Genomic DNA, 24465 nt, shown 5'->3' with positions numbered 1-24465 from the left:
GATGGGTTGCCGGGGGGCGCAGTCATGAAGTCAGGTTTCCAACTGAGCGCGATCCATCGCCGGCCAAATCATGGGCTGGGTTCTTTCCGAACCGGACGAGGCTGGCGTCAGGCGTTGCTCTGCGGCGCCGCCCTCAGCACAGCCATGCTGGTGCCGAGTGGCGAAGCCTCGGCCGCCTGCGTCACCTTCGGGACGACGGTCTACTGCGGCGGGAATGTATCCTCAGGCATTGTCGCCACCGATCCGCGCGACACGCTGAATGTCGGCTTCGTAGGAACGAACATCGCTCCCGCCCTCGGTATTGACGGCATCAGCTTCCTGTCGAACGGTGCCATCACCGTCAACAGCTTCCTGGGCAACCATGCGATCGACGTGAGCGGGCTCGGCGCGGACGGCATCGAGGCCAAGAGCTATGGTTTCGGTGCGATCGACATCAACAATTTCGGCGACATCACCTCGAGGGATGGCAGTGCCATCAACGTCGAGACCGGCGGCAACATCTCGGTCCTGAATGTCGGCGATGTCAGCGCGGGGCTCGACGCCATCCGCCTGCACGGCACCAGCGGTGGCACCATCGACATCAGCCAGTTCGGCGATATCACCTCGACGGGCGGCGCCGGCATCAATGCCGACACGAATGGCGGCATTTCCGCCCTCATCATCGGCGACATCGACACCCAGTCCGACGGCATCGGCCTCGTCAGCCATGAGAGCGGCGACGTCTCGCTTGTCCAGCAGGGCGACATCACCTCGCAGGACGCCCACGCCATCTATCTCTGGGGCCAGGGCAACCTCTCCGAAACCAGCAGCGGCAATGTCGTTGCCGATCTCAATGCGATCCATCTCGAGAGCCATGGCTCGGGCGACGTCACCGTCGACCACACGGGCGACATCACCTCGATTTCGGCGAACGGCGTCTACGCCGCGTCCTCGGGCAGCAGTGGGTCGACGGGCAATGTGTCGGTCACGGTCGACGGCGACATCACCGCCGCGCTGACGGGCATTTACGCGACCTCGAGCGACGGCAGTCTCGTCTCGGTCTCGCACACGGGCGACATCACGGCCTCCGGCGGCCAGGGCATTTTCGCGACCGCCGCGAACGGCGCCGTCTCCGTCGTGAATGACGGCACCATCCGCTCGACCGATACCGGCATCTATGCGGAAAGCACCTCCACCAGCGGCGTCGCCGTCGACCAGACGGGCTTGATCGAATCGTCCGGCGGTATGGGCATCTATGCTCGCGCCTCGAACGGCACGGTCAATGTGGTCAGCACCGGAGACATCCAGGCCTACGACACCGGCGTCTACGCGCTGGCAAACAGCAGCAGCGCCACGGTCAACCAGACCGGCAACATCGTGTCGGAAACCGGCAACGGCATCTATGTCTATGCGCCCGACGGCGCCGCAAGCGTTACGGGCTCGGGCACGATCGTCTCCGAGAAGACCGGCGTCTATGTTTCCAGCACGGGCGACTACACACCCGCCACCGTCAACCGCTCCGGCGACATCTATTCCGAGAGTGGCAGCGGCATTGTCGCTTTGACGTCGCGCGGCGTCGTCAGCGTGACCAACAGCGGCACGATCACCGCCGCCGGAGACGGCATTTATGCCGAGAACACCTCCGACCGGTCGGTGACGGTAGATCAGTCCGGAGCGATCTATGCCGGGGGCTACGGCATCCACGCTTATTCGACGAATGGCTCCGTCAGCGTGCTCGGTACTGGCGACATCTTGTCGGCCGATACTGGCGTCTATGCTTTGGCCGATGGTGGGGCAACCTCCGTCAACCAGACCGGCGACATCGTATCGCTCGGCGGCAATGGCATCTATGCGAGTTCGCCGTTCAGCACCGTCACCGTGACGGGATCCGGCTCTATCGCCTCGCAGGAGACAGGTGTCTATGCCGCCAGCAGCGGCACAGCGACTGTCAACCGCTCGGGCAATATCTATTCGGAAACCGGCAGCGGCATCATCGCCAGCTCCGACCTCGGCGCCACGAACGTCACCAATGTCGGGAACATCATCGCCGCCGACGACGGCATCCATGCCGAGAACACCTCGGCCAGCGCCGTCACCGTCGACCAGACCGGCACCACAATCGCCGGCGGATATGGCATCTATGCCCATTCGCCGAGCGGCACGGTCAACGTGACCGGAACCGGCAATGTTATGTCTGGAGACACAGCCGTCTATGCCCTCGCCGAGAGCAGCTCCGTTTCCGTCCACCAGACCGGCGACCTCGTCTCGACAAGCGGCTACGGCATCTACGCGACCGCGCCGGCCAGCACGGTGACCGTGACGGGCTCGGGAGCGATCGCCTCGCAGGAAACCGGCATCTATGCGTCCAGCATGGGAACGGCGACCATCGATCGCTCGGGCAATATCTATTCCGCAAGCGGCAGCGGCATCGTCGCCAGTTCAGCGACCGGCGCCGTCAGCGTCACCAATGACGGGATCATCGTCGCGGCCGAGGACGGCATTCATGCCGAGAACACCTCGGCCAGCGCCGTCACCGTCGACCAGTCCGGCACCACGATCGCCGGCGGCTATGGCATCTATGCGCATTCGCCGAGCGGCGCGGTCAATGTGACCGGAACCGGCAATGTCCTCGCGCAGGACACGGCCGTCTACGCCCTCGCCAATAGCAGCACGGTGAACGTCAACCAGACCGGCGACCTCGTCTCGGTCGGCGGCTACGGCATCTATGCCAGCGCGCCGGCCAGCACGGTAACCGTGACGGGCTCGGGAGCGATCGCTTCGCTGGAGACGAGCATCTACGCCGCCAGCAGCGGCACGGCGACCATCAACCGCTCCGGCAATATCTATTCGGAGACGGGCAGCGGCATCGTCGCAAGCTCCAGCCTCGGCGCCGTCAGCGTCACCAACAATGGAAACATCGTTGCGGCCGAGGACGGCATCCTTGCCGAGAACACCTCGGCCAGCGCCGTCACCGTCGACCAGACCGGCACGATCCTCGCCGGCGGCTACGGCATCTATGCTCATTCGCCGAGCGGCGCGGTCAGTGTGACCGGAACCGGCAATATCCTCGCGCAGGATACGGCCGTCTACGCCCTCGCCAATAGCAGCACGGTGAACGTCAACCAGACCGGAGATCTTGTCTCGGCTGAGGGTTACGGCATCTATGCCAGAGCGCCGGCCAGCACCGTCACAGTCACCGGGTCCGGTTCGATCGCCTCATATGATACCGGCATCTATGCGTCCAGCATGGGCGCGGCCACGGTCAACCAGACGGGCGACATTGCTTCGCAGACCGGCAGCGGCATCGTCGCCACCGCCTCTCTCGGCGCGATCAGCGTGACCCATGTCGGCGCCATCGTCGCGGCCGAGAATGGCATCGACGCGGGCAATTCGTCCTCCGCCGCGGTCACGGTCGATCAGTCCGGTTCGATCGATGCCGGCAATTACGGCATCTATGCCCATTCGACGAATGGCGTCGTCACCATCGCCGCCACCGGAAACGTCACGGCGACGGACACGGCCGTCCTCGCTACGACGAACGGCTCGGGTGTCTCGGTCCACCAGACCGGCGACATCGTTTCGGTCAATGGCTATGGCATCTATGCGACCGCGCCGGCCGGCACCGTTTCGGTGACCGGCTCCGGTTCGATCGATTCGCAGGAGGCCGGCATCTATGCCTCCAGCACGGGCGCGAACACCGACGTCACGATCGATCGCAGCGGCGACATTACATCCCGCGGCAGCGTCGGGATCATTGCAAAGGCGACGCTCGGCGCCGTCAGCGTCACCAATGTCGGTGCGATCGATGCGCTGGAGATCGGCATCGATGCGGAGAACGCCTCGTCGAATGCCGTGACGGTCAATCAGTCCGGCTCGATCCGCGCCGTGAACGGCTACGGCATCTTTGCTCATTCACCCAATGGCACGGTGAGCGTGAGCGGAACGGGAAGCATCGAATCGGGCGGCACCGGCGTCTACGCCGTCTCGGACAGCGCAGCCGCCTCGGTCAACCAGACCGGCGACATCATCTCCTATTCCGGCAATGGCATCTATGTCTCGGCGCCGTCGGGAACGGCGAGCGTCACCGGGTCGGGCACGATCTTGTCGGAAGAGACGAGCGTCTATGTCTCGACCACCGGCACCAACACCGACGCCACCGTCAACCGCTCGGGGAACATCCAATCCTTGAGCGGCAGCGGCATTGTCGCGACGTCGGCGCTTGGCGCCGTCAGCGTCACCAATGCCGGCACGATCACGGCAAAGCAGGACGGCATCTACGCCGTCAACAGCTCGTCGAGTGCGGTCAGTGTGAACCAGACCGGCTCGATCAATGCCGGCGGCTACGGCATCTATGCCCGCTCGCCGAACGGCACCGTCACCATCTCCAGCACCGGCGATGTCGTCGCGCAGGATACGGCCGTCTATGCCTTTGCCGAAAGCGCCGCCGCTTCGGTGAACCAGACCGGCAACATCGCCTCCTCCACCGGAAATGGCATTTTCGCGAGTTCGTCGACCGGCGCGGTCACGGTAACCGGCTCGGGTTCGGTTTCGTCGGAAGGCACCGCCGTCTATGCCGCAAGTGCCGGAACGGATGCGGCTGTCACGATCGATCGTTCGGGTGACATCAATTCATGGAGCGCCCTCGGCATCGTGGCGGGCGCTCTGGGGAACGTCAGCGTCACCAATGTCGGCTCGATTGTCGCCCAGCAAGACGGCATCTACACCTTCTCCCTCGGTGCAGGTACCAGCACGACGATCGCGCAGTCGGGCGACGTCACTGCCTGGAACGGCACGGCGCTTTACGCCACCGCTATCGACGGTGCCGTGACGATCAATTCGACCGGCAATGTCGAAGGCGCCTCGGGCATCTATGCGCATAATGCCGGCTCAGGCGCGGTCAGCGTCTCGCAGACCGGACTCCTGCTCGCCGATACGGGAACCGGCATCGACGCCTACTCGCCGAACGGCGCGGTCAGCGTGACGGCCAATGGCGGCATTACCGCCAAGCTCGACGCCATCGACGCCAGCAACGAGAGCGGCGCCGCCGTCCAGGTATCCACGACCGGCGCCATCACTTCCTATGACGGGGCCGGCATCGTCGCCACCTCGGCAAGCGGCGATGTCACGGTCGGCGCCAACGGCGCGCTGCTGGCCAAGCTGAACGCCATCACGGCGACAAGCCAGGAAGGCGGCGCGGTCAGCGTCACGCAGGAGGGTGGCTCAATCACCTCCTATTCGGGATCGGGCATCGTCGCCGCATCGGCTTCCGGAATCGTCCAGGTGTCGAGCCTCGGGGCCATCGCCGCGCAGTTTGACGGCATCAACGCCAGCAATCTGGGCGATGGCAATGTGACAGTCACCCATGGCAACGGCACGATCAACGCCTATTGGGGAACCGGCATCGCCGCGTCATCCGTCACCGGGGGCGTCAGCGTCACCAATACGGGCGACATCTTCGCCGATCTGGACGGCATCGATGCCAGCAGCCTGGGCGACACCAACGCCGTGTCCATCGCGCAGACCGGCAATATCAGCTCGACGTTCGGCAGCGGCATCAGCGCTTCGGCGATCCGCGCGGCCGTCAGCGTCGTCAATAGCGGCAACATCACCGCCGCGACAGACGGCATCGATGCCAGCAATGAAAGCGACGACCAGGCGGTCACCGTCAGCCAGACCGGCAATATCACCGCGGCGACGGGCGACGCCATCCACGCGACGTCCTCTCAGGCTGCCGTCAACGTCACCACGAATGGCGCCATCTCGGGCGCCGTGGACGGCATTCATGTCGGCGGCTACGGCAATCTGAACGTCGCGGTCAATGGCGGGACCGTCCAGGGCGGCACGGATGGCGCTGGCGTCGCCTTCAATATCGGCGCCGCCAACACGCTGACCAACTACGGCACCATCCAGAACGCTGCCGGCATCAACGGCCTCGCCGTCGAGGCCACCAATGTCGACGACATCTACACCACGACGACGATCAACAATTACGGGACGATCACCGGCAATATCGACCTGACCAACTGGAACAACGCGTTCGACAATGCGAGCGGCGCGACGTTCAACATGGGCACTTCGGTCGATCTCGGCTCCACCGGGACGCTGACCAACAACGGCACGGTCTCCATCGGCGGCACGGGCAGGGTTGCGACCACCGCCTTCACCGGCTCCTTCGTCAATACCGCGCTGGGAACGCTGCTGGTCGACCTCGACATGGCGAACAATGCCTCCGACGTCGTCAATATCAGCGGTTCTGCCAGTCTCGCCGGCGCGCTCGGCGTCAATTTCGAGAGCTTCAAGGGCGGCCCGCAGCGCTACACCTTCCTGACGACTGGCGACGGCATTTCGGAAAAGAGTCTCTCCTACTCCAACCCGGTCGTGCTCAGCTACATCGACTACGGCACCAGTTCCGAAACGGCTACGCTCGTCATCGACGGCTTCGACTTCGCGCCGGCCGGTGTCACGGGCAACGGTATCCAGATCGGCAATTACCTGACGCGCAGCGTCAACACCAACAGCGCGCTCTATTCGATCGCGCTCAATCTCGTGCAGATGAACTCCCTCAGCGCCGTCAACGCGGCGGTGAACCAGATGTCGCCGAACATCTATCTCTCCAATGAGCAGGCGGCCGTTCTCGGGATTTCGGATTTCTCCGACAATCTCATGAGCTGCCGCGTCGAGGATGGCGCCAATTTCTTCGGGGCCGAGGGGCAGTGCGCCTGGCTGCGCGGCGATTATCGCAATCTGAAGCAGGACAGCTCGGCAAGCAGCGTCGGCTATGACAGCGACACCTGGAACTTCGCTGGCGGTGCCCAGTTCGCCGTGGCGCCCGAATGGCGCGTCGGCTTCGCCCTCGGCGCGACCTCGGGCAATATCCGCGACGACCAGAACGGCTACAGCAGCGTCAATGCCTTCAACGGCGGCGCGGTCGTCAAATATGTTCCCGGGCCGCTGCTGCTCGCCGCCGCGCTGTCGGGAAGCTATGGCGCCTATGACGCCAACCGGACGGTCGCCTTCGGCAATATCAATGACTATCTGATCGGCACCTCCAATCTCGGTGTCCTCGATGCGCGGCTGCGCGCCGCCTATACGCTGCAGAACGGCTCCGTCTATGCGAAGCCGCAGATCGATGTCGATGCGGTCTATACGCATCAGGACTCGTTCTCGGAAACGGGTGGCGTCACTGCGATCAGCGTCGACGGCTCGAACCAGACCGTGTTCAGCGCCACGCCGGCCCTCGAATTCGGCGGGCAGGTCATCCTGCCGAACGAATTCATGCTGCGTCCCTATGTTCGCGGCGGCGTGACGGTCTATTCGAGCGACGAGATGAAGCTGGTCGGCTCATTCGCGGCCGACAGCATGACCGACCCGTTCACCGTCACCACGGCGCTCGACCAGGTCCTGTGGAAGGTGAACGCGGGCGCCGATCTGCTGCCGGGCAATGGCATGTCGATCCGCCTCAACTACCAAGGCGCGTTCGGCCAGACGACGAGCGCCCAGACGATCGGCGCGAAGTTCGCCATCGACTTCTGACTGCCGAGCTCTCACAAAAGCCAAGGGCGCCCGGTCCGTTGCTAAGGACCGGGCGCCCTTGTTTTGGGGATCCGTCCTGCCTCGTCGCGGCAGGAGGATGTCATAGGCGCGGTAGCCCCGCGGTCGCCCTGCTACCTGGCGAGACGCTTTTCGCCGGCCTCGATACGGATCGGCAATATGTTCTCGGGTGGCGGCAGCGGGCAGACCGCGTGGTCGGTAAAGGCACAGGGCGGGTTGATCGCCTTGTTGAAGTCGAGAACGATCGTGTCGGCCGTGACGTCTTCGCCATAGAGGAAGCGGGAAGCGGGGTAGGTCGTATCTCGCGAAGTCAGATCGCGGATGACGAATTGCGGCGCCTCCGGCGTCCCATGCGTCGCGAGAAGTTCGTAACGCGTCCCGTCCAGCGTGAAGACTGCCTTGTGCGACACCTCGACATCGGTGGCGATGTCCTTGGTCGTGTTCACGGTGACGCCGCGCGGCTGATCATAGGGCACCCAATCGGCGACGATCCGCCATTCAGGCTTTACGCCGAAGGAATCGATGCCCGGAAAGGCTCCAGGAGCCTTGGACTGGGTGTCTCGCACGCGCAGCGCGTTCTCGCCGTTGAGCGTCGTAACCTCGAGCAGAAGGCGGCCGATCTGGAATTTGGGCGGGTTCTTCTTGTCGAGCGCCAGCCTCAGGGCGTCGCCGCCATTGGCCGGCGTGAAGCTGACCTGGCCGGCCTCGTCCTGCGTCAGGGTACCAACCCGTGCGGGCCCGGTGGTGAGCACGATGTCGTTGTCGGCAGCGGCGCCGACCGTCACGCTGCCCGGACCCAGCCAGTAGCGGCCGATGATGTTAAGCCAGCCGCTATCCGCCTTGAGATTGGCGAGACGCTGCGCTTTCCAGGCATCGAGCGAGGCGAGATAATCGCGAGAGGCACTCATCGGGTTTCGTCCTTGGCTGCCCCTGGGGCCGGCATGCGCGGCACGCTTCCCAGCAAGGTTCTGGTGTAGGGATGTTGAGGCGCGGCGAGGATCGCGCCCGTGGCGCCGGCCTCGACGATCCGGCCCCGTTCGAGAACGACGATCTCGTCGCAGAGCGCCGCGACGACGCCGAGATCGTGCGACACGAAGACCAGCGTCATATCGGCGGCAAGTCGCTTCAGCAATTCGACGATGTGAATGCGGGTCGAAAGGTCGAGCGCGCTCACCGCCTCATCGGCCAGCAATAGCTTCGGCCGGGCGACGATTGCTCGCGCGATGGCGATGCGCTGCCGCTGTCCGCCGGAGAATTCATGCGGATAGCGGGCGAGGATGTCGGGATCGAGCCCGACGGAGACCAGCGCGGCCACGACCTGCTCCCGGCGATTTCCGGGAATGGCCAGCGATCGGAGCGGCTCGCCGACAATGCCGAGCACGGTCTGTCGCGGATCGAGCGATGAATAGGGGTCCTGGAACACCGCCTGCACCTGCCGGCGATACCCGCGCATGAAGGCCCTGTCGCCCGGATCGAGCGCCGCTTCCTCAAACCGGATCCGGCCGGACGAGGGGCGCAGCAGCCCGAGCAGCAGGCGGAGCAAGGTCGTCTTGCCGGAGCCGGACTCCCCGACCAGGCCGATGCTGGCGCCCGGCCGGATGTTCAGCGAGACATCGTCCAGAACCAGCCGATCGCGGCTGTAGAAGAAGCTGACATGCTCGACGCTGACGAGGCTCATGCCGCACCATCCAGCGCCGCATCGAAGGCGCGCGCAGCCGCGACCAGAGCGCGCGTATATTCGTGCTGGGGCGCATCGAACACCCGGCCCACAGGCCCCGTCTCGACGGCGACGCCCTGGCGCAGGACAACGACGCGGTCGACCACCGCGGCGACAACCGGAAGATCGTGGCTGATGAACAGCAGCGCCATATCGCGATCGCGCACGAGGTTGCCCAGCAGCGCCAGGATCTCGGCCTGGGTGGTGACGTCTAGCGCCGTTGTCGGCTCATCGGCGATCAGCAATCGCGGGCGGCAGGCGAGCGCCATGGCGATCGCGACGCGCTGGCGTTGCCCGCCCGAGACCTCATGCGGATAGGAACGCGCGACACGCTCCGGCTGCGGAAGGGCGACCTGCTCGAGCAACTGCACGACGGCCCGGTCGAGCGCCATGCCGGAAAGCGCTCGCCCCTCGCGGCGCGCTGTCCGGCGCAGCGGCTCGGCGACCTGCCGGCCGAGCCGAAGCAGCGGATCGAGCGCGGTCAGCGGCTCCTGGAACACGAAGGCGGCGACGCTGCCGCGGAGGCGATCCAGCTCTCGGTCCGGCGTACCGATCACCTCCTGCCCGCCCAGCAGCACCGAACCCCGCACGTCGATGTCGGGCGGCAGGAGCCCGGTCGCGGCCATGGCCGTCAAGGACTTGCCGGACCCGGATTCGCCGATCAGCCCCACCCGCTCGCCGGGCTCGATGTGGAGCGACAGATCGCGGACGAGGACCGCACCGCCGGCGCTCAGCGTCAGCCCCTCAATCGCAAGCAGGCTCATCGCGCCCGCCTCCGGGTCGGATCGACCCGATCGCGAAGGCCGTCGGCGAGCAGGTTGATGCCGATCACCAGCGATACGAGCGCGATGCCCGGCGCCACGGCACCGATCGGCGCCGTATAGACCGTGCCCTGCGCCTCCTGCAGCAGCCGACCCCATGAGGCGTTGGGTGGCGGCGCCCCGAGGCCGAGATAGGAGAGCGAAGCCTCGGCGATGACGGCGAGACCGAATTGCAGCGCGAAATTGACCGACAGCGTCGGCAGGATATTGGGCAGAAGGTGCCTGAAGACGATGCCGATCCAGGACGTGCCGGAGGTGCGGGCGGCGGTGATGTAGTCCATCATCAGGACGCGTTTGGCCAGGATGCGGGTGAGCCGGGCGACGATCGCCGACAGCGCGATGCCGAGCGCCAGGATGGCCGAGCCAAGGGTCGCGGTCTCGCTGGCGGCGACCACCAGCATGGCGATCAAGAGGGTCGGAAAAGCGATGAGGATATCGAGCGTCGCGGCCAGCGCATCCTCGAGCCAGCGCGATGCGAAGGCGGCAAACAATCCCAGCGTCACGCCGATCAGGCCGCCGATCACGACCGCGCCCGTCCCGACGAGAAGCGCGATGCGCGATCCGATCATGATCTGCGTGAACAGATCGCGGCCGAGGCGGTCGGTGCCGGCCCAATGGGCGAGCGATGGCGGTTCCAGCCGTCCGCCGGACATGCCGGTCGGATCATAGGGCGTCCAGACCAGCGTCAGCAGCGCCACCGCGACATGGATACCGACCAGCAGCAGTCCGGCCGATAGGACCCAGGAACGGTTACGCCGGCTGGACGGGAGGGAGGCCGCCATCGTCATGACGCGTTCCCCTTGCCGCGGAGGCGCGGGTCGATCAGGCGCTGCAGCAGATCGGCGGCGAAGCCGACCAGCAGCACCAGGAGCGTCGAGACGAACAGCACGCCCTGCACGTTTGGATAGTCGCGCTGCTGGATGGCGAGGAGCAGCATCGAGCCGAGGCCGGGCAGCGCGAAGACCTTCTCGACCACCACGGCCCCGAGAAAGGTCGTCGCCAACTCGATGCCGAGGATCGAGACCACCGGCACGGCGCCATTGCGGATGCCGTGCCGAATCAACGCCTCGGGAAAGCTCGCGCCAAGCGCCCGGGCGGTTCGCAGATAATCGCTGCCGAGCACGTCCAGCGTTGCCGAGCGCACATAGCGCAGCAGCGAAGCGGCAATCACGAGCGCGACAGTGAGCACCGGCAGCGCCAGAGACACAGCGGCCTCGCCGACATTTTCCCAGCCTCGCAGCGGGAAGCCGCCGGACGGGAACAGCCGCCAGCGTATGGCGAAGACGGTAACAAGCAGGATGCCGAGCCAGAAGGCGGGAATGGCAATGCCGAGCTGGCTGACGACCGAGATCGTCGCGCCATACCAGCGGTCCGACTTCACCGCCGCGACAATGCCAAGAGGGACGGCGATGAGCACGGCGAGCAGGAAGCCAAAAACGGTGAGCGGCAGCGTGACGCTCATCCGTTTGCCGATCTCTTCGACGACGCTGGCCTTGCTGACGAACGAGGTTCCCAGATCGAACCGCGCCAGATTGCCAAGAAAATGCCCGAACTGCACGGTCAGCGGCTGGTCGGAGCCGACCTGCTGCCGCGCCGCCTCGATCTGAGCGTCGGTAGCGCCAATGCCGAGCAGCGCATTCGCCGGATCGCCCGGCAACAGGCGGAGGAGCACGAACAGCACGATGGCCGCGATGAAAAGCGACAGGATCAGGACAGCCAGCCGGCGGAGCAGATAGGTGAAAATGGCGGCATGCCCTTTGTCGATCGACCGGCGGCCATCTTATCGTGCCACGCGCGCCGGGTCATTACCGCCAAGGCTTCGGGACGGCCAGGTCTCCGATACCGCTGAGACTCCGATACAGCCAAGACTCAGCCCGCCGAGCGGGTGTGGAAGCCGGCGGCCGATGCCGCCGGCTCGCCAGATCATTTCGCCTTCTGGATCCCATAGGCGAAGAACTGCGAGTTAAGCCCGTTCACCGGATAGCCGCTGACCCCCGCGGCCGACACCACGATCTGGGGATAGAGATAGAGCCAGTCGCTGGCGGCATCCTCGGCAATGATCTTGTTCGCCTGCAGCAGCTTCGCCGTCTGGTCCTCGACGCTCGCCGCCTGCTCCGAATCCGCGATCAGCTTCACGACCTCGGGATTGTTGTAGCCCCAGTAGAAGTCCGGATTGCCGTAGAACACGATGTCGCGATGGTTGACATGCTCCTGCAACGTCGCCTGGAAGTCATGCTTCTGGTAGATCTTGGTGTACCACTCATTGGCGGTGATGACGTTGATCTTCACCTTGATGCCGACCTTGGCCAGTTCCGACTGCAGGAACTGCGCGACAAGCGGATGCGGATCATAGTCCGGCGTATCGAGCGTGAACTCGAACCCGTCCGGCAGACCGGCCTCGGCCAGCAGCGCCTTGGCGCTGGCGGGATCATAGGCATCGACGCCGGTGAGATCGACATACCAGGGGTCCGTCGGCGGTACCATCGAGCCGATCAGCGTGCCGTAGCCGCCCCAGATGGAATCGAGCAGCTTCTTGTCGTCGATGGCACGGGCGACGGCCTTGCGAACCTTAACGTTGTCGAAGGGGGCGGCGCGGTCGTTGAAGGCGAGGAGCTCCTTGGTGGTCGAGGCGCCCTCGGTCACCTTGAACGCCGGATTGTCCTTGAACTGCGCCAGCGAATCCGGGCTCTGAACCGAGGTGATGAGGTCGACCGCCTCTGTCAGCAGCGCATTGTTCAGCGCCGTCGCATCGGTGAAATAGGTATAGACGACCTTGGCGTTGGTCGGCGCCTTGCCCCAATAGGAAGCGAAGCGATCGAGCGCCAGGGCCGAGCCGCGGCGCCACTCCTCCAGCTTGTAGGGGCCGGTGCCGTCTTCCTTGCCGGCGATGTCGCCGGCCTTGTCGTTGACGATCCAGACATAGCTCAGATTATACGGCAGCGAGATCGAGCGCGCCGAGAGCTTGATCACGACGGTCTGGTCGTCCGGTGTCTCGATGGAGGCAATCGTCGCCAGGCTCTTCTTGCGCGAACTCTTCGATCCCTCGGCCGTGACGCGCTCGATCGAGTATTTCACGTCGGCGGCAGTGAGCGGATCGCCGGAATGGAAGGTCACGCCGGGCTTCAGCTTGAAGGTGTAGGTAAGACCGTCGTCGCTGGCGGTGAAGCTGTCGACGAGTTGGGGCACGACGCTGCCGGCATCGGTCAGCTGGAACAGCGCCTCATAGACATTGCCGTTGAACGCCTCGTTGATGCCCTGGCCGGCGCCGGCGGTATTGTCGAGGTTCTGCGGCTCGTAGAGCGAACCGATGCGGATGGTAGCGTCGGGATCGAACGCCTGCGCGAAAGCGGCAGGAGCCATCATCGACGTGAAAAGGGCAGTCGCCATGAGCGCGTTTCGAATATCGCGCGGCTTGATGTGACGCATCGGGAACTCCTGGTTGTTCGTGCGGAGGGCCGTTTCGCGCCCCATTGCGGGATCCAGAACGCCGCCCGCCCTCGAAACTGATGGCCTCCCGATCATATACGCGGATTGGACTTGGGCCGCCGGATGCGTTGCCACCTGACGACCGCCCTGTTGGAATAATTTTCTACGCGCGGGTCTCTTGGCAAACGGGCAGCACTCAGCGCGGCCGTTCTGATCCCTCCATCAGAAGACGCGGCGGCCTCGGCCTGCCGCGCTCCGGGCCATGCAGCATCCGGGAATGTCGCGGATGGCGATCAGGATGCCGGCCGAAATAGGAGGATAGCGGGCGCGACGGCGCGCCGACGCCGCTCCCCGTCGTCAGGCAGCCAATCGCCGCCCCAGCACATCCGCAACCTTGGCGGCAAGCGCCGTTCCAAGTTCGGCATTGTTCTCGGCCGTGAAATGGATGCCATCGACGCCCGCGGTGGTGACGCAGCTGCCGGCGTCGAAGAAATCGACCTTCATGAAGGAAGCGAGCGAACGATATTGTTCGGCCAGCGCCACCGTCTTTTCGCGGCCGCCTTCGAACATCCCCTGGAACCAGCTATGCGGCAGATTCTCCAGCGGCGGCGGCGCGACCACCAGAACCTGCGGAGCCGGATAGACCGTGCCGACGCCGCCGCCGGAAGTGAGCACCTGGCCGACCAGCTTGGACATGCCGAGGGCGATCTCGTAGGGCGTGCGGCGATAGAAGCTCTTGGTGTCGTTCGTCCCGAGCATGATGACGACGAGGTCGAGCGGGAGATGGCTGGCCAGCGCGGTGGGCAGATAGGCCGAGCCGTTCAGGCGCGGATCGATCGGGTCGTCGATCGACGTGGTGCGAGCGCTGAGGCCCTCCTCGATGATCTCGTATCCCGACCCGAGCGTCGCGGCCATCACGCCGGTCCAGCGCTGCTCATAGGGGAAGCGCGTGGTCGGAGCCCCCTCCGGCACAGCCATCCATCCCCAGGTCAGCGAGTCGCCGAAACAGAGAATTCGCTTGTTCGTCATGGGCAGGGTACCTCCGTTTTCAGTTTGATTTCGTCCTGACGCCGTAAAAGACGGCGGCTAGGAGGATGATGCAGCCCTGCACCACGAGCTTCCCCGGCTCCTGGACGCCAAGAGAAGTCATGACGACGAAGAGCAGCGCGAAGCAGAGCACGCCGAAGAACGGCCCCCACACGCCGGCGCCGCGCCCGAAGATGACGCCACCCAGGATCGTCGCGGCAATCGAGTTCATGACGAGCTCAGGCCCGAAGCGGACGCTGCCGACGGCGATCGAGGACGTCTGGACGAGACCCGCCAGAGCCGACATGAAGCCTGCGATGACATGGGCGGTGACGACGGTCCGCTCGACCGGCACGCCGGAAAAATGCGCCGACACCGGATTGCTGCCGATGGAGGCCACGAAGCGCCCGAATATCGTCCGAGACAGAACCAGGCTCATAGCCATGGCCAGCCCGACCCAGAAGATGAGCGGCGCGGGAACTCCGCCGGGGCGGGCATTGTAGATATTGCGGAAGAAGGCCGGCACGTCGCCCGGCGGCTTGCCGTTGGCGAGATATTCGACAAGCCCGATCAGGACGATGTTGACCGCCAGCGTGACGATGACGGCCGAGGCCCGCCGCTTGCCGATGAGAAGCCCGTTGATCAGGCCGACGCCAAGCCCCACCAGAAGGCAGATCCCGACAAGCACCAGCGGCGGAACGCCGTTGAACTGCCCCGACGAGATCAGATAGTTCACCAGCAGGATCACGCCGCCAGCCGATAGATCGATCGACCGCGAAGAGATCACCAGTAGCTGTCCCAGTACGACGATCCCCAGCGGGACGACCTGCCGGGCGAAGGTCGCGAGGATGTTGGGGTTCATCATCGCCGGCTTCAGAACCCAGAGGGTTGCCAGCAGAACCGCGAACACGACATAGGACGGGGGAATGCGGGTGGCGGCGCGCAGGACGGGGTGACGCAGGACGCTCATGTCAAAGCCCGATGTTCTTGCGCGGCTGGATCGAGATCACCGCGAGCAGGATCAATCCCTTGACCGCGGTCTGGACGAAGGCCGAGACGTTCAGGAGGTTCATGCCGTTGGCGAGCAGAGCCAGCAGGGCCGTTCCGACGACGGTGCCCTGCAGGCTGCCGACGCCGCCGGCCAGCTGGGTTCCGCCCAAGGCGACCGCCGTGATCGAATCCACGGCATATTGCGCGCCGATATTCGGATCGCCGGACGTGATCCGACCGGCCAGGAAGACACCGGCCAGCGCGGCGAAACACGAGCAGGCGACATAAGCGAGCAGCGTATTGCGGCGGACCGGTATGCCGAAGGCATGCGCGGTATCGCCGCCGCCGATCGCGAATAGATGCAGGCCGAACCGCGATCCGTAGAGCAACTTCCAGCCGACCAGGATGGCGACGACGACCCAGATCACTGGCATGTAGATGCCGAGAAACTCGCCGCTCACGAGCGTCGTGACGAGCGGAGGGATCGTTCCACCCGCCACGGGCCGGACGAGCATCGTGATGCCCTGGGTGATGCCCATGACGGACAGCGTCGCGATGATGGGATGAACGCGCAGGCGCGTCACGGCGATGCCATTGACTAACCCAATCAGCAACGCAGCGCCGAAGACGGCGGGGATCGTCACCACCGCCGGCGCATCCAGCGACAGAATGGCCGTCGACAGGCTGACGACCGACCCGACTGACAGATCCAAGCCCCGGACCAGCACGACGAGCATCTGTCCGATGCTAACGAGCAGCAGGGGCGCAGCCTGCGCCGTGAGGTTCAGGAAGTTCTGCGGGGTGCCAAAATCATCGGCAGTGACCGACAGCGCCAGGCTTGCGGCCAATCCGACGAGGAGCGGCAGCAGCCAAAGACCCTGCCGCGAATTCTTCGCCGACAGCGCATTTCCGATCTGGGTGAACATCTTTCCCATCATGTCGTCTAGCGATGCAGGGCGGCTTCGAGAATCGCGTGTTCCGTAGCGACAGCGGCCGGCATTTCGGCGACGATCGTCGCCTCATGCACGACATAGAGCCGGTCGCAAAGACCAATGAGTTCGATGGTCTCGCGCGACAGGACGAGTACCGCGCCGCCGCGATTGGCGAAGTCGCGAAGCAGTTTGTACATCTCGGCCTTGGCTCCGATATCGACGCCGCGTGTCGGCTCCTCGATGAGGAGTATTTCGGATCCGAGGGCGAGATAGCGGCCGAGCAAAGCCTTCTGCTGATTGCCACCGGACAGCGACCCCGCTGGAGCGCTCGGGCGCGAAATCTTGATCGCCATGCTCTGGATGACGCCCTCGATCACGCTGCGATAGGTGCGGGCGATGTTCAGCGCGGTGCGCTGGCTATGGAGGCCGATGGCGATGTTGTGCGCCAGCGAGAGGTCGAGGAAGAGACCTTCGTCCTTGCGGTCCTCCGGAACGAAGCCGACGCCCAGCGACTGCAACCGGCGGACGCCGGCAGCCGCCGCAACGGGGAACTCGATGCGTTGGCCCTTGATCTCGATGGACCCCGCCGCGGGTTGATACTGGCCGATGATCGACCGGATCAGCTCGCGCTGGCCCTGCCCTTCCAGGCCGGCCAAGGCTGCGATTTCGCCCTTGTGAAGCTTCAGGCTCACGGGCTGCGAGCCTGCTTTCAGTGTCACGCCGTCCAGCGCCAGCACGACGGCCGGATCGATCGTTTCAGCCCTTGGCGGGAAGAGCTCCGCAATATCGCGCCCGACCATCATGGCAATCAGCCCCTGCGGCGTCACGGAGGCGACCGGTACCGTGGCAACGTTGCGGCCGTCCTTGAGGACGGAAACCACATCGCAGACCCGGAAGATCTCTTCCATGCGGTGCGAAATATAGACGATGCCCTTGCCCTGGCTCTTCAGGGTGCGGATCTGCCGATTCAGTATCTCGACGTCGGCGGCGTTGAGGGCGGCCGTCGGCTCGTCGAGAACGATCACGTCGGCCTTCGCGGTGATGCCGCGGGCGATCTCGACGAATTGCCGCTCGGCTATGGAGAGGTTCCCGACCAGACGGCCTGGATCAAGGTCGAGGTCGAGCTGCCTCAGCGTTTCGCGGGTGGCACGCTCCATCACGGCGCGGTCGACACGTCCCGACGGCGTCAGCGGCTCGCGGCCGAGGAACATGTTCTCGGCAACGGTGAGATTGGGAAGCAGCGATAGCTCCTGGAACACCGTCGACACGCCCGCGTCGAGCGCCTCGCGCGGCGAGTTGAGGCGGACGAGCTTATCGCTTCTTCGGATCTCGCCGACATCGGGTTGATGGACCCCGGCGAGTATCTTCATCAGCGTCGACTTTCCCGCGCCGTTCTCGCCCATCAGCGCGTGGACGGTCCCTGGCTGAAGCTCGAACGAGACGTCGCGAAGCGCGGCCGTGCTGCCGAAGGACTTCGAGATCGAAATCATGCTGACAAGAGGCACTGCGGCCATCGCGCGCTCCGCTGTCGGTGTCCTCCGATCCCGGAAAGGCGGCACAAAGCTGCCTTTCCGGGACCAGGCGAGGATTACTTGTTGCCGTAGTACTTCTGCAGATCTTCCTCGCTCAGGCTGGTCGGAAACCAGACATTGGCAGAGAGATCGGCACGATAGTATTTCTTGGCCTTGTCGATACCCCAGCCGTCCGGCTCATAGGTATAGCGCTTGTGAAGCTGCTTGCCTTCGAGGAGAGCGACCGCGGCGCGCACGCCGGCAGCGCCCTGCTCCGGACCATATTCGGGCGCGATCGAATCGATGCCGGTCTCGATCCACTTGCCGAAGAAGCCATTATTGCCTTCACCGGTGATCGGGGGAATCTTCGCGCCATATTGCTGGAAGACATCCATGCAGGCGCGCGTCATATCGGCGCCCGAAGACCAGATGCCATCGACCTCGGGATTATTGAGGTAGAAGGTCTCGCAGACCTGCTTGCCCGTGTCGTATTGCCACTTGCCCGCGTCTTCCGCGATGATCTTGATATCCGTTCCCTTGAGCGATTCCAGCAGGCCCTTATAGCGGTTAATATCTTCCGGATGAGCCGGAAGGCCGCGCAGAACCCAGATGTTGCCCTTGCCGCCAAGCTTCTTCACCAGGAAGTCGCCCATCACCTTGCCGAAATGCTCGCCGCCGCCCTGGATGTCGACGGTGTACTTGTCGGTGCCGGTGAGGCCGGTATGGACGATGACGGGAATGCCCGCGGCGACCGCCTTCTCGATACCGGCATCCGCCGAGGTCGGCGTCAGCGGCGTGACGATGATGGCGTCGACCTTCTGAGCGATCAGATCCTCGATGTCGGCGACCTGCTTTGCCTGGCTGATGTTCGCGTCGAGCAGCAGGAACTGGCCGATCCGCGGGTCCTTCTTGGCGGCGGCTTCCGCCTCGTGCGCCATCTGGACGGTCCAGGTGTTGGCGTTCACGCCGAAATGGCTCATGCCGATCTTCCAGGGACCGTCCTTCTTGAACTGGTCGGCGCTGGTCATCCGGTCATCGCCGGGCCGGGGCGTCACGCCGTCCATGAGCTGGACTTCCTGCGCCTGGGCGGCGGCACCCACAAACACGGTCGTGGCGAACAGGGCGCCGACGCCGTACTTCCTCAAGGCTCCAAGCATAGTTCTCCTCCTATCGGCGCCGCAAAAGACGCCGATCTGTAAAGATTGCCGATATCGGGTGGATCAAGGCAAAACCCGGACGCGCATGCGCGGGAGCCGGCCTGCCAAGGATCACGCTGGACTCACTGGAAACGCCCGGTCGGTGCCTCCTCGCACCGTCGAGCGTTCGACAAATGGCCTCCATCTCCACCGTCGGGTGAATTTAATGCATCGGAAGCCGAGGGCTGTCAAATGATTAGTCAGAATGAATGATTATCTCTATCCTTGCGGAGCGGCACGGGGCGATCGATGATCCGGCCGGCGCGGCCGACCCGGCCGAGCTTCTGACGAGACAGCGAAATGCGCTCAATACTGTGCTTCGGCGACTCGAATACGCATGGCCAAATGCCCGGCCGCGGCCCGCTGGAGCGGTTCCGCCGCGAGGTTCGATGGCCGGGCGTACTGCAGAGGGAACTCGGCCAGAGATGGTACGTGATCGAGGAGGGGCTCAGCGGCCGGACCACGGTACATGACGATCCCATCGAGGGAGCCCACAAGAATGGCCGCACCTATTTGCGCCCCTGTCTGCAGAGCCACGCCGCGATCGATCTCGTCATCCTCATGCTCGGGACCAACGATCTGAAGGTGCGGTTCAACAAGCCGGCGTCCGAGGTCGCGATGGGGATCGGCTGCCTGGTCTACGACATAAGGGAACTCGCCCCGGGACCTCGAGGCGCCGTACCGGAGATCATGATCGTGGCGCCGCCACCAATGCTTCGGGAAATCAAGGAGTGGAAGTCGATCTTCGCCGGGGCCCACGAGAAATCGCTCCAGCTCGCCCTCGAATTCGAAATCATGGCCGACTCGCTGGGGGTGCATTTCTTCAATGCCGGCTCTGTCTGCTCCTGCGATCCGGGCGACGGTTTCCATATGGGCGCGGACGCCCATGAGGCGCTGGGCGCTGCGCTCGCGCAGGAGATCGATGCGATCGGCTGGGTCGATCACGAGCCGTCGTGAGCGACACAGGCCGAAGATCGTAACACAATCTAGGATGAGGTTTCCCCCTTGCCTGACATGAGGTTCGCTCCGCCGAATCCACTGCGCATCGCTGACCGCGCCAGCGGCCTCAACGCGCCCAGTGTCCGGAGCTACAATGAACGCCTCGTGCTTTCGCTGCTGCTTCAGAACGAGGGCACGACCCGGCTGGAGATCGGCGAGAAGACCGGCCTCTCGGCCCAGACCGTATCCGTGATCGTCCGGTCGCTGGAGCAGGAAGGGCTCGTTGCCAAGGGCGAGGCCCAGCGCGGACGGGTCGGACCGCCGACCATCCCGATGATGCTGAACCCCGAAGGGGCCTTCTCGGTCGGGATCAGCTTCGGCACCTGGTCGGCCGATGTCGTCGTCATCGACTTCGTCGGCGGCGTACGCTTCCACAAGGCGCACCCCTATTCAGACCTGTACGTCACCGGGAACGCGGTCCCCCTGCAAGCCGCCATCGAAGCCGCGGTCCGGGTTGTTCCGGAGAACCTTCGGGATCGCATCGCTGGGATCGGGCTCGCCGTTCCGGACGAAGCCACGATCGGGGATGAACTAACGAGACTGGTCGGCCCGGATCTGCCCGGAGCGCGGGCGCGGATCGAAGCCGCATTCGGACTTCCTGTGTTCATGCAGAACGACATCACTGCCGCCGCCAGCGGCGAGAGCCTGTTCGGCGTCGCCCGCTCCCTGTCGGATTTCGTGTTCTTCTATCTTGGCTCGAGGCTGCACAGCCGTTTGATTCTGAACCACCAGATCTACAACGGCAAAGCCGGCGCCAGCTACGACGTGGGGCTGTCCAATCTGACGCAGGCGCTGGCTGAAATCGGCACGGATGTCGTCCCGCTGAGCGAATGGCCGGACTTGTCTGGCCCTGCCGACCCGACCTATCGCGCGTGGCGCATGCGCGTCCGAGCGAGGATCACCGAATCGGTCGGTGCGCTGCTCGACTTTGTCCGCGTCCAGTCCGTGGTCCTGTCGACCTATGCACCGGCGCCGATGGCGGAACTCCTTCGCGCCGAGATCGCCGAGGCGCTTTCGGGGCTCGACATACAATTGGGACGCGGCCTCGTCTCCCCAAAAGCCTGGGGCGCCGCCAGCCTGCCCTATCATTCTCGCTTCATGGTGCAATAGGCGGGGTACCCGGCGAGCCGGGCTGCCGCCATCCTCGCGTCATGCGGGGACGGCGGCCAGAGCCTATGAGCGCCGATCCTTCGCTCGCTGAACGTCAGAGAGTCTCGATCGATCAGACGGCCTTGCGGCTCGCTTCGAAGAGGAACCAGGTCCGCCGTTCGGCCTCGTCCAGCCAGTTCTCGATCAGACTGGTCGATGCGAAATCGTTGTGTTCCTCGCAAACGGCGTGGGCGGCGCGCAGCAGGCTGGCGAAGATGCGGTTGTCCTGCGCCAGTTCGGCCAGCATGTCCTCGGGCGTCACATAGTCCGCGTCATTGTCGGGAATGCGCTGTTCCCGGGCGATCTGGCCGATCGAGCGCAGCGTCGTGCCGCCAATCTTGCGGCAGCGCTCGGCGACATCGTCGGTGATCGCGAAGATCTGCTCGCCCTGCTCGTCGAGCATCAGGTGATAGTCCCGGAAATGCGGGCCGGACATGTGCCAGTGGAAATTCTTCGTCTTGATGTAGAGCGCGAAGGCATCGGCCAGCACACCGGTGAGCGCCGCTGATATGTCCTTGACGGCATTCTCGCCGAGATCGGAAGGCGTGCGCAGAGGAGTCTTGCGAAGGCGTGCAGCGTCGGAAGTGGTCATGGTCGCGTTCCTTTCGGGATAGCAGAAGCTCTTTGCCGATCGCATCCGGACCGGTGTATCCGGCCGGCGGGGTTCATCTGGAAGGACGATGGCGGGTACCGGGACTGTTCCAGGGTGGTCGCCGCCGTCGTAGCTCCGTTCGGTTTCGATGGTGAGAGACTAGGCCCCGGCGCGGCGCTCCAAAATTCAATGCTCGTTTCGGTCGCGGCATACCTGCGTATAGGTGGCGCCCCCCGCCAGCCCGTGGCAGTCCTTGGAACTCGCCTCCCGAGACGGGGACACGATGAAACCTAGCCTCGCCAGAAGTGGACGTTCGTGGCGAAGCCGCCTATCCAGACCGAGGTTCATCGGATCCGGCTTGGAGTTCGGCTTGCAACAGCGTGGCACTCCCCTGTTTTCGCCTCTGGCCGCGCTGTTGATCGCAGCGGGGATCTTCGCCTTCGATACGTTGACGCCGTTCGATGTCGCCATCGCGGTGCTCTATGTCAGCGTGGTGATGCTGTCGCTCAGTTTTGCCGACCAGCGCGGAATGCTGTGGATCGCGGCCGGCTGCATGGTCCTGACGCTGATCAGCTTCTTCGTGTCTCACGCTGCCAACCCCACGAGCGGCGCGGCGGCGCGGTGCGCCGTCAGCCTGTCGGCTATCGCGATCACGACCTTCCTTGCGCTCAAGGTGCGCAACGGCATCGCGGTGCTTGAGCGGAGCAAGGCGCGCTATCGCAACATTTTTCTCGCCTCGGGTACCGCGATCGTCGAGATGGATTTCTCCGATCTGGCGAAGGAAATCGACAGGGTGAAGGCGGAAGGGTTCGCGACGATGCGTGAGCTTCGCTCAGCCCGCCCGGAATTCGGCCGCAAGGCACTCGACCTGATCCGCATCACCAACGCCAACCAGACGACGTTGAAGCTGTTCGCGGCCGACAATGTCGGTGCGCTCCGACATGCCTTCACCCTCCTTATCCCCTACGAGACGGAGGATGCGGTCTGGGCGCTGCTGGATGCGGTGGCGGAGAGAAGACCGAGCTTCGAGGCCGAGACCATCATGCTGGCTCTCGGCGGGCGGCGTGTCGATGTCGTCTGCACCTTCGCCATGCCGCCGGTCGACCCGCCCTTCGGACAGGTCCTCGTCAGCTTCATGGATGTGACGGCGCGGCGCGAGGCCGAATATGCGTTGCAGAAGGCCCAGGCGGAACTCGCCCATGTCTCCCGGGTGGCGACGCTGGGAGAATTGACCGCGTCGATCGCCCATGAGGTCAACCAGCCATTGGCGGCGATCGTGACCAATGGCCAGGCCGGCCTGCGCTGGGCCGGGCGCGACCAGCCGGACCTTGGCGAGGTTCGCAGCTCTCTGGAGCGCATGATTTCCGATGCGAAACGCGCGAGCGACGTGATCCAGAGGCTCCGCTCCCTGTCGAGCAATGGCGCGCCGCAGCAGGCGTCGCTCGACATCAACGAGGTTGCCGAGGAGACGCTGGTCCTGGTGCAGCGGGAAATCGCCGCGCATCAGGTGATGCTGCATCTCGATCTCGATCGCGCCGTGCCGCCGGCGATCGGCGACCGTGTCCAGCTTCAGCAGGTTTTCCTCAACCTGATGATGAACGCCATTCAGGCCATGTCGGCGGCGGGCGGACCGGCCCGGACCTTGACGTTGCGCTCGCGCGGCGCGGAGGAAATGGTCGTGTTCACCGTCGAAGATACGGGTCCCGGCTTTCCGGACGGCGTGCCGGACAGGCTGTTCAACCCCTTCTACACCACCAAGGCGAACGGCATGGGCATGGGGCTCTCCATTTGCCGGTCGATCGTTGAAGCGCATGGCGGCCGCATCCGCGCTATTGCCGGAACCCCGTCCGGCGCAGTGTTCGAGGTCGCATTTCCACGCCATAGGGAGGCGGCATGAAGGCCGAGGCGAACCTCGCACCGACCGTATTCGTCGTCGACGACGACCTATCGCTGCGCGAGGCGTTGAGCAGCCTGTTTCGCTCCGTGGGAATACGGGTGGAACTCTATGCGTCGACGGCCGAGTTTCTCGACAGGGGGCCAGCGTCGGCGGAGAGCTGCCTGGTCCTCGATGTGCGCTTGCCGGGCGTGAGCGGTCTCGATTTCCAGAGCCAGTTGGCGAAGCTCGGCAACAACATCCCGATCGTCTTCATGACAGGGCATGGCGACGTGCCGATGTCGGTTCGGGCGATGAAAGCCGGCGCCACGGACTTCCTGATCAAGCCGTTTCGCGATCAGGACATGCTGGATGCCGTTTCCGATGCGCTGGCGCGCGATCGGACGCGGCGCCAATCGGAACGCGAACTCGCCCTCCTGACCGCCCGATATGACACACTCACCGCTCGCGAGCGCCAGGTCATGGCTCTGGTGACGCGCGGGCTGATGAACAAGCAGGTCGCGGGCGAACTCGGTGTCAGCGAGATCACCGTCAAGATCCACCGCGGCCATCTGATGGAGAAAATGGCCGCCCGTTCGCTGGCCGAGCTGGTCAAGATGTTCCAGGCCATCGAAGCCGACCGCGGGAGCAAGGCGCCCTAAACTTCCGTATGATTTCGGCCGGGCGCCGGAAGGCGTAGATG

At 64.6% G+C, this 24465-nt stretch carries 17 protein-coding genes; 5 read left to right on the top strand and 12 right to left on the bottom strand.

Features of this window, described 5'->3' with window-relative positions; all coding sequences use genetic code 11:
* The first annotated feature begins 24 nt into the window (after positions 1-24).
* Positions 25-7512, top strand: a complete 7488-nt coding sequence (locus OSH05_RS10740) for a hypothetical protein (protein WP_266352185.1) — start codon at positions 25-27, stop codon at positions 7510-7512.
* Positions 7513-7643: 131 nt separating this feature from the next.
* Here the strand turns inward: OSH05_RS10740 and OSH05_RS10735 are convergent, their stop codons facing one another.
* The 11 genes from OSH05_RS10735 to OSH05_RS10685 form a co-directional block, all read right to left on the bottom strand.
* Positions 7644-8438: a DUF1684 domain-containing protein gene (locus tag OSH05_RS10735; protein WP_104220756.1), complete on the bottom strand. Its 795-nt coding sequence runs from the start codon at positions 8436-8438 to the stop codon at positions 7644-7646.
* A complete protein-coding gene (locus OSH05_RS10730; RefSeq protein WP_104220757.1) occupies positions 8435-9208 on the bottom strand; it encodes an ATP-binding cassette domain-containing protein in 774 nt (257 codons plus the stop codon). Before OSH05_RS10730 ends, OSH05_RS10735 begins: the two co-directional genes overlap by 4 nt.
* Positions 9205-10011 carry an ATP-binding cassette domain-containing protein gene (locus tag OSH05_RS10725; protein WP_104220758.1) on the bottom strand — a complete coding sequence of 269 codons (807 nt, stop codon included), beginning with the start codon at positions 10009-10011 and terminating at the stop codon, positions 9205-9207. The genes OSH05_RS10730 and OSH05_RS10725 overlap by 4 nt, the downstream gene beginning before the upstream one ends.
* The gene (locus OSH05_RS10720) at positions 10008-10856 is read right to left on the bottom strand and encodes an ABC transporter permease (protein ID WP_207778810.1); all 849 of its coding nucleotides are present in this window, start codon (positions 10854-10856) and stop codon (positions 10008-10010) included. Before OSH05_RS10720 ends, OSH05_RS10725 begins: the two co-directional genes overlap by 4 nt.
* Positions 10853-11800 (bottom strand): ABC transporter permease, encoded by a 948-nt coding sequence (locus OSH05_RS10715; RefSeq protein ID WP_266352383.1) that lies wholly within the window; start codon positions 11798-11800, stop codon positions 10853-10855. Before OSH05_RS10715 ends, OSH05_RS10720 begins: the two co-directional genes overlap by 4 nt.
* Before the next feature lie 191 nt (positions 11801-11991).
* Positions 11992-13455 (bottom strand): ABC transporter substrate-binding protein, encoded by a 1464-nt coding sequence (locus tag OSH05_RS10710; protein ID WP_407660389.1) that lies wholly within the window; start codon positions 13453-13455, stop codon positions 11992-11994.
* Between the two features lie 396 nt (positions 13456-13851).
* Entirely contained in the window at positions 13852-14523 is a 672-nt protein-coding gene (locus OSH05_RS10705) for an SGNH/GDSL hydrolase family protein (RefSeq protein ID WP_104220760.1), read from the bottom strand.
* 19 nt (positions 14524-14542) lie between these two features.
* Complete coding sequence (locus OSH05_RS10700) at positions 14543-15490, bottom strand: ABC transporter permease (RefSeq protein WP_104220761.1); 948 nt, start codon at positions 15488-15490, stop codon at positions 14543-14545.
* 1 nt (position 15491) lies between these two features.
* Positions 15492-16436, bottom strand: coding sequence for an ABC transporter permease (locus OSH05_RS10695; protein WP_104220815.1), 945 nt, complete (start codon positions 16434-16436; stop codon positions 15492-15494).
* A gap of 17 nt (positions 16437-16453) precedes the next feature.
* Positions 16454-17956: a sugar ABC transporter ATP-binding protein gene (locus OSH05_RS10690; protein WP_104220762.1), complete on the bottom strand. Its 1503-nt coding sequence runs from the start codon at positions 17954-17956 to the stop codon at positions 16454-16456.
* A 74-nt stretch (positions 17957-18030) separates the two neighbouring features.
* Positions 18031-19110, bottom strand: a complete 1080-nt coding sequence (locus OSH05_RS10685) for a substrate-binding domain-containing protein (RefSeq protein ID WP_104220763.1) — start codon at positions 19108-19110, stop codon at positions 18031-18033.
* A gap of 339 nt (positions 19111-19449) precedes the next feature.
* On the opposite strand from OSH05_RS10685, the gene OSH05_RS10680 reads away from it, so the two are divergent.
* Together OSH05_RS10680 and OSH05_RS10675 are read left to right on the top strand one after the other, a co-directional pair.
* Positions 19450-20106 carry an SGNH/GDSL hydrolase family protein gene (locus OSH05_RS10680; RefSeq protein ID WP_104220764.1) on the top strand — a complete coding sequence of 219 codons (657 nt, stop codon included), beginning with the start codon at positions 19450-19452 and terminating at the stop codon, positions 20104-20106.
* 57 nt (positions 20107-20163) lie between these two features.
* Positions 20164-21258, top strand: coding sequence for an ROK family transcriptional regulator (locus OSH05_RS10675; RefSeq protein ID WP_104220765.1), 1095 nt, complete (start codon positions 20164-20166; stop codon positions 21256-21258).
* A 112-nt stretch (positions 21259-21370) separates the two neighbouring features.
* Here OSH05_RS10675 and OSH05_RS10670 read toward each other — a convergent pair whose 3' ends face one another.
* Positions 21371-21889, bottom strand: a complete 519-nt coding sequence (locus OSH05_RS10670) for a Dps family protein (protein WP_104220766.1) — start codon at positions 21887-21889, stop codon at positions 21371-21373.
* Positions 21890-22259: 370 nt separating this feature from the next.
* Between OSH05_RS10670 and OSH05_RS10665 the strand changes: the two genes are divergently transcribed.
* A complete protein-coding gene (locus OSH05_RS10665) occupies positions 22260-23786 on the top strand; it encodes a sensor histidine kinase (protein ID WP_266352180.1) in 1527 nt (508 codons plus the stop codon).
* On the top strand, positions 23783-24424 hold the full coding sequence (locus tag OSH05_RS10660; RefSeq protein WP_104220768.1) for a response regulator transcription factor: 642 nt from the start codon (positions 23783-23785) through the stop codon (positions 24422-24424). Before OSH05_RS10665 ends, OSH05_RS10660 begins: the two co-directional genes overlap by 4 nt.
* Positions 24425-24465: the final 41 nt, after the last annotated feature.

Origin of the sequence: Kaistia algarum (assembly GCF_026343945.1) — a bacterium.
In the GTDB taxonomy this organism is placed as follows: domain Bacteria; phylum Pseudomonadota; class Alphaproteobacteria; order Rhizobiales; family Kaistiaceae; genus Kaistia; species Kaistia algarum.
This window is presented reverse-complemented; position numbering and strand designations above follow the sequence as displayed.

Excerpts from the sequence above, each read along its gene's own strand:
- OSH05_RS10675 (WP_104220765.1), top strand. The coding sequence starts at position 20,164 with ATGAGGTTCGCTCCGCCGAATCCACTGCGCATCGCTGACCGCGCCAGC.
- OSH05_RS10720 (WP_207778810.1), bottom strand. The coding sequence starts at position 10,856 with ATGACGATGGCGGCCTCCCTCCCGTCCAGCCGGCGTAACCGTTCCTGG.
- OSH05_RS10670 (WP_104220766.1), bottom strand. The coding sequence starts at position 21,889 with ATGACCACTTCCGACGCTGCACGCCTTCGCAAGACTCCTCTGCGCACG.
- OSH05_RS10735 (WP_104220756.1), bottom strand. The coding sequence starts at position 8,438 with ATGAGTGCCTCTCGCGATTATCTCGCCTCGCTCGATGCCTGGAAAGCG.
- OSH05_RS10685 (WP_104220763.1), bottom strand. The coding sequence starts at position 19,110 with ATGCTTGGAGCCTTGAGGAAGTACGGCGTCGGCGCCCTGTTCGCCACG.
- OSH05_RS10690 (WP_104220762.1), bottom strand. The coding sequence starts at position 17,956 with ATGGCCGCAGTGCCTCTTGTCAGCATGATTTCGATCTCGAAGTCCTTC.
- OSH05_RS10730 (WP_104220757.1), bottom strand. The coding sequence starts at position 9,208 with ATGAGCCTCGTCAGCGTCGAGCATGTCAGCTTCTTCTACAGCCGCGAT.
- OSH05_RS10660 (WP_104220768.1), top strand. The coding sequence starts at position 23,783 with ATGAAGGCCGAGGCGAACCTCGCACCGACCGTATTCGTCGTCGACGAC.
- OSH05_RS10725 (WP_104220758.1), bottom strand. The coding sequence starts at position 10,011 with ATGAGCCTGCTTGCGATTGAGGGGCTGACGCTGAGCGCCGGCGGTGCG.
- OSH05_RS10740 (WP_266352185.1), top strand. The coding sequence starts at position 25 with ATGAAGTCAGGTTTCCAACTGAGCGCGATCCATCGCCGGCCAAATCAT.
- OSH05_RS10700 (WP_104220761.1), bottom strand. The coding sequence starts at position 15,490 with ATGAGCGTCCTGCGTCACCCCGTCCTGCGCGCCGCCACCCGCATTCCC.
- OSH05_RS10710 (WP_407660389.1), bottom strand. The coding sequence starts at position 13,455 with ATGGCGACTGCCCTTTTCACGTCGATGATGGCTCCTGCCGCTTTCGCG.
- OSH05_RS10695 (WP_104220815.1), bottom strand. The coding sequence starts at position 16,436 with ATGTTCACCCAGATCGGAAATGCGCTGTCGGCGAAGAATTCGCGGCAG.
- OSH05_RS10705 (WP_104220760.1), bottom strand. The coding sequence starts at position 14,523 with ATGACGAACAAGCGAATTCTCTGTTTCGGCGACTCGCTGACCTGGGGA.
- OSH05_RS10680 (WP_104220764.1), top strand. The coding sequence starts at position 19,450 with ATGCGCTCAATACTGTGCTTCGGCGACTCGAATACGCATGGCCAAATG.